2 protein-coding genes are annotated in these 809 nt (G+C 65.9%); both read right to left on the minus strand.

Annotation, left to right across the window (positions count from 1 at the left end; genetic code table 11):
• Positions 1-464: integrase core domain-containing protein (locus tag JKG68_RS32690; protein WP_202066631.1), on the minus strand; the 464-nt coding region annotated here is incomplete at its 3' end.
• A gap of 18 nt (positions 465-482) precedes the next feature.
• Positions 483-809: helix-turn-helix domain-containing protein (locus tag JKG68_RS32695; RefSeq protein ID WP_202066633.1), on the minus strand; the 327-nt coding region annotated here is incomplete at its 5' end.

Here is an 809-nt window from a genome sequence, read left to right on the forward strand (position 1 = left end):
GCCTGAGCCGGTGTTCGTCGGCCGAGACTACCATGCGGGCGCTGCTGATTGTACCAGGTCAGCCACCGCGGCAGGTCGGCCACTCTGGACTGCGATGAACTGAACGGGATCGCATAGGCCCATTCCCGCAGGAGCGTCTGGATGAAGCGCTCAGCCTTGCCATTGGTCTTGGGCGTATAAGGCCTCGTGCGGATGTGCCGGATCCCAAGCATCCTCAGAGCTTTGCGGAACAGCCGCGCCACGTAACCGGACCCGTTGTCCATCATCACCCGCTCAACCCGGATGCCGCGCGCTCTGAACCCGCGCAGGGCCCGCACCAGGAAGGCCGTGGTTGAGCGGCGGGTCTCGTCCGGCAGCACCTCAACATAGGCCAGGCGGGTGGCGTCATCGATGGCCACATGAAAGCAGTCATGACCAGCGCCCGTGCTGGGGTTGCGCCGGTCACCCGTGATGCGATGGCCCACCCGCTCGAAGCGAGCCAGCTACTTGATGTCCAGGTGGATCAACTCGCCGGGGTGCTGACGCTGATAGCGCACGGGCTGCTGCTTCGGCTCCAGGGCCGCCAAGCGCCCCAAGCCACGCTGGGTGAGCCAGGCTGCTACAGTGGAGCGGGCCAGCTGCAGCTTGCCGGCGATCTCGTCTGCCGTGAGCCGGTACTCTCGCCGGAGATGCTCGATCACGCCAATCCAGTACTCAGCCGTGCGGGTTGCCACTGTCCTGGGCCGGGAGGAGCGGTTGTCCAACCCGCTTGGCCCTTCGGCTCCGTAGCGAGCCAGCCATTTACGGGCGGTGCGCTCGCTGATGCCAAA

Source organism: Microvirga aerilata, from assembly GCF_016743775.1.
GTDB lineage: Bacteria > Pseudomonadota > Alphaproteobacteria > Rhizobiales > Beijerinckiaceae > Microvirga > Microvirga aerilata.